5 protein-coding genes are annotated in these 6,349 nt (G+C 65.5%); all 5 read right to left on the bottom strand.

What is annotated here, in order from left to right:
- Positions 1–185 precede the first annotated feature (185 nt).
- Complete coding sequence (gene pheT, locus ACYVG2_RS18210; protein WP_460782276.1) at positions 186–2,681, bottom strand: phenylalanine--tRNA ligase subunit beta; 2,496 nt, start codon at positions 2,679–2,681, stop codon at positions 186–188.
- Positions 2,681–3,721 (bottom strand): phenylalanine--tRNA ligase subunit alpha, encoded by a 1,041-nt coding sequence (pheS, locus tag ACYVG2_RS18205; protein ID WP_448967759.1) that lies wholly within the window; start codon positions 3,719–3,721, stop codon positions 2,681–2,683. Before pheS ends, pheT begins: the two co-directional genes overlap by 1 nt.
- Positions 3,722–3,761: 40 nt before the next feature.
- Positions 3,762–4,688, bottom strand: coding sequence for an amino acid ABC transporter permease (locus ACYVG2_RS18200; protein ID WP_460782264.1), 927 nt, complete (start codon positions 4,686–4,688; stop codon positions 3,762–3,764).
- On the bottom strand, positions 4,685–5,341 hold the full coding sequence (locus ACYVG2_RS18195) for an amino acid ABC transporter permease (protein WP_460782263.1): 657 nt from the start codon (positions 5,339–5,341) through the stop codon (positions 4,685–4,687). The genes ACYVG2_RS18200 and ACYVG2_RS18195 overlap by 4 nt, the downstream gene beginning before the upstream one ends.
- A 63-nt stretch (positions 5,342–5,404) precedes the next feature.
- Positions 5,405–6,322 (bottom strand): glutamate ABC transporter substrate-binding protein, encoded by a 918-nt coding sequence (locus ACYVG2_RS18190; RefSeq protein ID WP_460782261.1) that lies wholly within the window; start codon positions 6,320–6,322, stop codon positions 5,405–5,407.
- Positions 6,323–6,349: the final 27 nt, after the last annotated feature.

The raw sequence follows: 6,349 nt of genomic DNA, 5'->3' as shown, positions 1-6,349 counted from the left end.
AAGAACGCCGCATCACGCGGCCGATCATCCACATCATCGAACCAAGGTTCCATGAGTCCAGTTTAGTTTGTATCTTCGATACTGACAAGCGCTTCTCGTATGTTTATTCGAAGAAACAATCCAGACCCAGAATGCAGAACGCCGGCATCCCCGAAGAGACACCGGCGTTCACATACAGTCGGACGCTACTCGCGCAACGTCGCCCCGAACCGCTCAGCGGCGACAGCGACACCGGCGAGCTTCGCCTCGGTCGCCTCGGCAGCCGTCAACGTCCGGTCATCGGCACGGAACCGCAGCGCGAACGTCAAACTCTTGGATGATTCGGGCACACCCTCGCCGCGATAGTCATCGACCAGTCGCAGCGACTCGAGCAGCTCACCCGCCCCCTCGAGGAGCGCGGCACGCACCTCGCTCGCTGTCACTGACGAGGGAACGACCAGCGACACGTCCTGCGTCGCTGCCGGGTACGTCGACAGCGATGCGGCGACGACGCGTGCTCCGGCCATGGACAGGATGCCGTCGAGATCGACTTCGAGCACGACAGCGCGACCGGGCAGATCAGCGTCAGCCGCGACATTCGGGTGCAGCTCTCCGACATAGCCGACCTCGGTGCCGTCGACGCGCAGCACGCCGGTGCGCCCGGGGTGCAGCGCCGCCCGCTCGCCCTGGACGACGTCGATCTCGACTCCGGACGCGACGGCGATCACACGCACGGCATCCAGCGCATCGGAGAGCCCGGCGGCCTCGGCGGAGCGTCCAGGCTGACGAGCAGTGACGTTTCCGGTGAACAGCGCGGCGACATGACGGCGCTGCGGCGGGATCGAGGCGTTGAGCTCTGCGAGCTTCTCCTCCGACGGTCGCTGGCCCAGTGGCGGCACATCGTCCGTGCCGTAGACGACGCCGGGCTCCGAAAGGAAGACGACGCCCGTCTCGAAGATCGCGAGGTCAGTCAGTCCACGCGCGATGTTGCGGTGTGCGATCTGCAACAGCCCGGGGATCAGCGATCGCCGCAGGAAGGGGGCCTGCCCATCGAGCGGGTTCGCGAGCTTGATACTCGGCAGGTGCGCGCCGGACGCCGAGCCGTGCAGGTCGTTGTGCGCCTCGGTGGTGAACGGGAACGCCGGCGTCTCGACGAGTCCGGCGGCTGCCAGAGCATTCGAGACGCGGCGGCGGCCCTGCTGCAGCGCAGTGAGTCCTCGCCCGGACGGGGGCGTCGGCAGCACGGCAGGGATGCGGTCGAGACCGTGCAGACGCGCGACCTCCTCAGCCAGGGTCCACTTGTCGGTCAGGTCGGGCCGCCAGCTGGGCGGGATGACCTGCCAGCCGTCAACGGTCTCCGCGACCTCTGCACCGATCGTCTCGAGCGCGTCGACGATCTCCTCATCGGTGTAGTCGACGCCGATGAGATCGGGCACGAACTCGGCGGGCAGTTCGATGCCTTCGATGGAGACGTCGCTGAACAACGCCCCGCCGATCTCGTCGATGCGACCGCCGGCGAGTTCGACCATGAGGTCTGCCACCCGACGCGCAGCGACGAAGGGCACCAGAGGATCGACTCCGCGTTCGAAGCGCTTGGACGCCTCGCTGGGCAGCTTGTGCCGGCGCGCACTGCGGGCGATCGAGATCGGATCGAAGATCGCAGCCTCGATCAGCACGTTGTGCGTCTCGCCGCTCATCTCGGTGGTGCCGCCGCCCATCACGCCGGCCAGGCCGATCGGCCCCGAATCGTCGGTGATGAGCAGATCCTCGACGTGGAGCGTGCGCTCCTGGCCGTCGAGAGTCTTCATCTTCTCGCCATGCTGCGCGCGACGCACCGTGATGCCGCCGGAGAGCTTGTCGAGGTCGTAACCGTGGATCGGATTTCCGAGCTCGAGCATCACATAGTTGGTGATGTCGATCAGCACACCCAGCGAGCGGATGCCGGCGAGCGAGAGCCGTGCGATCATCCACGGCGGCGTCGGCCGGGACGGGTCGACATCGCGCACGACGCGCACGACGAACTCCTGAACGGCCGCGGCGTCTCGAAGAGGCTCGGCGTCGACGGCGATCGCGAATCCGGTGCCCGGTTCGACCTCCGACCATTCGTGCTCTGCGGGGTCGCGGAAGTCCGCGCCGGTCGCATGCGCATACTCGCGGGCGACGCCGCGGATCGAGAACGCGTAGCCGCGGTCGGGAGTGACGTTGATCTCGACGGCGACGTCGTCCAGACCGAGCAGCTCGATCGCGTCGGTGCCGACGGGCGCGTCGATGCCGAGCGAGGACAGCACCAGGATGCCGTCGTGCTCATCTCCCAGTCCGAGCTCGCGTGCTGACGCGATCATGCCGTCGGAGACGTGACCGTAGGTCTTGCGCGCAGCGATCGGGAACGGGCCGGGCAGCACAGCACCGGGCAGCGTCACCACGACCTTGTCTCCGACGGCGAAGTTGCTCGCGCCGCAGACGATTCCTCGAGGCTCGGCCTCGCCGACATCCACCTGGCACCAACGGATCGTCTTGCCGTTGGACTGCGGTTCGGCCTCGAATGACAGCACCTGCCCGACGACGACAGGACCGGAGATCTCGAAGCGGTGGATCTCCTCCTCTTCGAAACCGACGGTCACCAACGACTCGAGGATGTCCTCTGCCGTGGCATCCGGCGCCACATCGACGTACTCACGCAACCACGAAAGCGGGACGCGCATCATACCACCATCCCGAACTGCTCGCTGAAGCGCACATCGCCCTCTGCCATGTCGCGCATGTCCTGCACATCGCTGCGGAACATCAGCCCGCGCTCGATCCCCATCCCGAAGGCGAATCCGCTGTACACGTCCGGATCGATGCCGGCCGCACGCAGCACGTTCGGGTTGATCATGCCGCAGCCACCCCACTCGATCCAGCGCGCGCCGCCCTTGAAGGTCGGGTGCCACAGATCGAGTTCGGCGGACGGCTCCGTGAACGGGAAGTAGTTCGTGCGGAAGCGGGTCTTGGCCTCAGAGCCGAAGAGCTGCTTCGCGAAGTGGTCGAGGGTGCCCTTGAGGTGCGCCATCGTGATGCCCTTGTCCACGACGAGACCCTCGAACTGCGTGAACACCGGCAGGTGCGTCGCGTCGAACTCGTCGGTGCGGTACACGCGTCCGGGGCAGAGCACGTAGAGCGGCAGTTCGCGGTCGAGCATCGACCGCACCTGCACGGGGCTCGTGTGCGTGCGCATGACGAGATGACGATCGACGGGGTCCACGAAGAACGTGTCCTGCATCTGACGCGCGGGGTGATCGACGTCGAAGTTCAGTGCATCGAAGTTGAACCACTCGTGCTCGAGCTCGGGTCCTTCCGCGATCTCCCACCCCATGCCGACGAAGACGTCGCAGACGTCGTCCTGCAACTGAGACAGCGGATGCCGCGCGCCGACGCGCGTGCGAGAGGACACCGCGGTGATGTCGACGCGCTCGGCCTCGAGCCGCGCTGCGGTCTCGGCCTCGGCGAGTTCGGCCTCACGGGCGGCGAGCGCCTTGGTGACCTGGCCTCTCCCCTGCCCCACGAGCTTGCCGAACGTGGCCTTGTGCTCGGGCGCCACCTGACGCATGGAGGCGTTCAGGACAGCCAGGGGCGATCCTTCGGCGACATGCGCTGTGCGCGCGGCCTTCAACTCGGCGGTGTCGGCAGCGGCGCCGATCGCCTCGAGTGCTGCAGCGACGGCGGATTCCACCGCCTCGGGCGTGATTTCTGGAGCGTCTGACACGAGACACGAGTCTACCGGCGCGTGGTGTTCGCGCTGAACGTCAGCGAGTGCCGCCCAGCCCGGATCCGCCCTGGTCGAAGTCTCGTGGACCCCTCTGCGCTGCAATGAGTTCGGTGTCCGTGCCATCGTGCATCACTGCGGCGTTGTCGGCGGCGAGCGCCTTCAGCTTCGGTGAACGGCGCGTCTTGATCTCCGCCCACTTCGCGATTCCGGAGAGGATCAGACACATCACGATGTAGATGCCGCCGATGACGAGCGCCGCCTGCAGCGCGGGACGCCCCTGCTGCGAACTGAGGAGCTTGGCGTAGTACAGAAGCTCCTGATAGGTGATGATGAACCCGAGCGCGGTGTCCTTCATCGTCACCACGAGCTGCGCGATGATGACGGGAAGCATCGCACGGACCGCCTGTGGCAGCAGGATCAGCGCCATCACGCCGCTCTTTCGTAGACCGATCGCGTAGCCGGCCTCGCCCTGGCCGCGTGGCAGGGACTCGATCCCGGCGCGCAGCGCCTCAGCGAGCACGGAGCCGTTGTACACCATCAGCGCGATGACCACGGCCCAGAACGGTTCCACTTTCACGCCGAGAGTCGGAAGGCCGTAATACAGGATCATCATCATCACGAGCACTGGCACGGCTCGGAACAACTCGGTGATCACGGTGACAGGGACACGCACCCATGCATGGTCGGACAGCCGTCCGATGGCGAGCACGAAGGCGAGTGCAAGACTCAGCACGGCTGCCAGAGCGAAGGCGCGGAGGGTGTTCAGCAGCATCTCGCCGATAGTCGTCCACACCAGGGAGTAGGTGAACACGTTCCACTTCGCCGCGCTGAACTGGTTCGTCAGTGAAAGGCGCCAGAAGAGGAACGCGATCACGGCGACGACCAGAACGACCGTGACGACCGCGAGGATCATGTTGCGACGACGGGCGCGGGGGCCCGGAACGTCGAAGAGGACGGACGTCATCGTGCGATCCTCCACCGATTCTCGAGAGTTCGCTGCAGCCAAGTCAGCAGCATGACCAGGGCGACGAAGATGGCGGCGACCCAGAGCAGGATCTCCATGGGCGTACCAGGGCGCGTGTGCGAGTTGGAGATCGTGGACTGCAGCTGGGGAAGAACCGCGATCGAGAAGCCGGCTGCGACCGTCGTGTTTTTCAGCAATGCGATGAAGACGCTCATCATCGGCGGTACGACCGATCGGAAGGCCTGAGGCAGCACGACCTGTGTCATCACTTGGCCGAACGGCAACCCGATGGCGCGGGCGGCCTCGGCCTGACCGACTGGCACGGTGTTGATGCCGGCGCGCAGAGTCTCGGCGACGTACGTCGCGGTGTACACGCCGATCGCGAGGATGCCGAGCACCGTGTTCGACAACGTCGGCAGTGCGAGCGCGCTGTACCCGAAGACGAAGAAGAAGAAGACAAGCGTGAGCGGGGTGTTCCGCACGAGGGTGACGTACGCCGTGCCCACAGCTCGCGCGATCGGTACGGGAGACACTCGCATTGCTCCGACGACTATGCCGAGTACGAGCGCGATGATGCCGCCGAAGAAGAACACCAGCAGCGTGTAGCTGATGCCCTCACCCCATAGATCGAGGTTGCCGAAGATGGCCTCCACAGACGCTCCTTCTCTGAATTGGCGGCAGGGGACGCGCTCGCGCCCATCCCCCGCCAGTGCGAATTAACCGACCGGGTCGACCGCGGGCTGTTCGACCTCGATACCGGACTGACCGAGCGTCGAGTCGAAGATCGCCTGCCAGGTGTCGCCACCCTCGGTGAACAGCGTGTTGATGTGCTCCACCAGCGCGGTGTCACCCTTCGGGATGCCCACGCCGTAGCGCTCTTCCGTGAACAGGCCGTCGAGCACCTTCAGGTTGTCTGGGTCCTGCGCCGCGTAGCCGATGAGGATTGCCGCATCAGTGGTGACCGCGTCGACCTTGCCGTTGAGCAGATCATCGACGCACTGGGAGTAGATGTCGTACTCCTCCGTGTTGATCTCGGGGTAGTTCTCCTTGATGTTCGAGATCGGCGTGGAGCCCGTCGCCGAGCAGACCGTCATGCCGTTGAAGTCGGAGACGTCCTTCACTTCGGTCATCTCACTGTCAGCGGAGACGAGGAAGCCCTGGCCGGTGACGAAATACGGGCCAGCGAACTCGATCTGCTCCTTGCGGGAATCCGTGATCGAGTACGTGCCGACGTAGTAGTCGATGTCGCCGTTCACGAGCGCCTGCTCACGGTTGGCCGATGCGATCGGCTCGTACGTGATGTCGCTCTCCTCAAAACCGAGGGATGCCGCGATCCAACGTGCGATCTCGATGTCGAATCCGCTGCGCTCTCCGGTCGTCACGTCGAGGTAGCCGAGGTTGGGCTGGTCTTCCTTGACTCCGATGACGGGGCCGCCGCGTTCCACCATCGCGTCATAGGCGGGGCTTCCCTCGAGTGTGACGCTCTCAGCGACCTCGTACAGCGGCTTGTCGCCTTCTTCTCCTCCACCGTCGCCGGCGCCGGGATCCGTGGGGCTTCCGCTGTTGCAGGCGGTCAGGGCGAGCAGCGCGACCGTCGCGATCCCGATCCCTGCAAGTGTCCGTGTGCGTCGCATTTTCGTCTCCTTGTGTGCTGTGTGTAC

The sequence above is a fragment of the Microbacterium shaanxiense genome (genome assembly GCF_054779995.1).
This window is presented reverse-complemented; position numbering and strand designations above follow the sequence as displayed.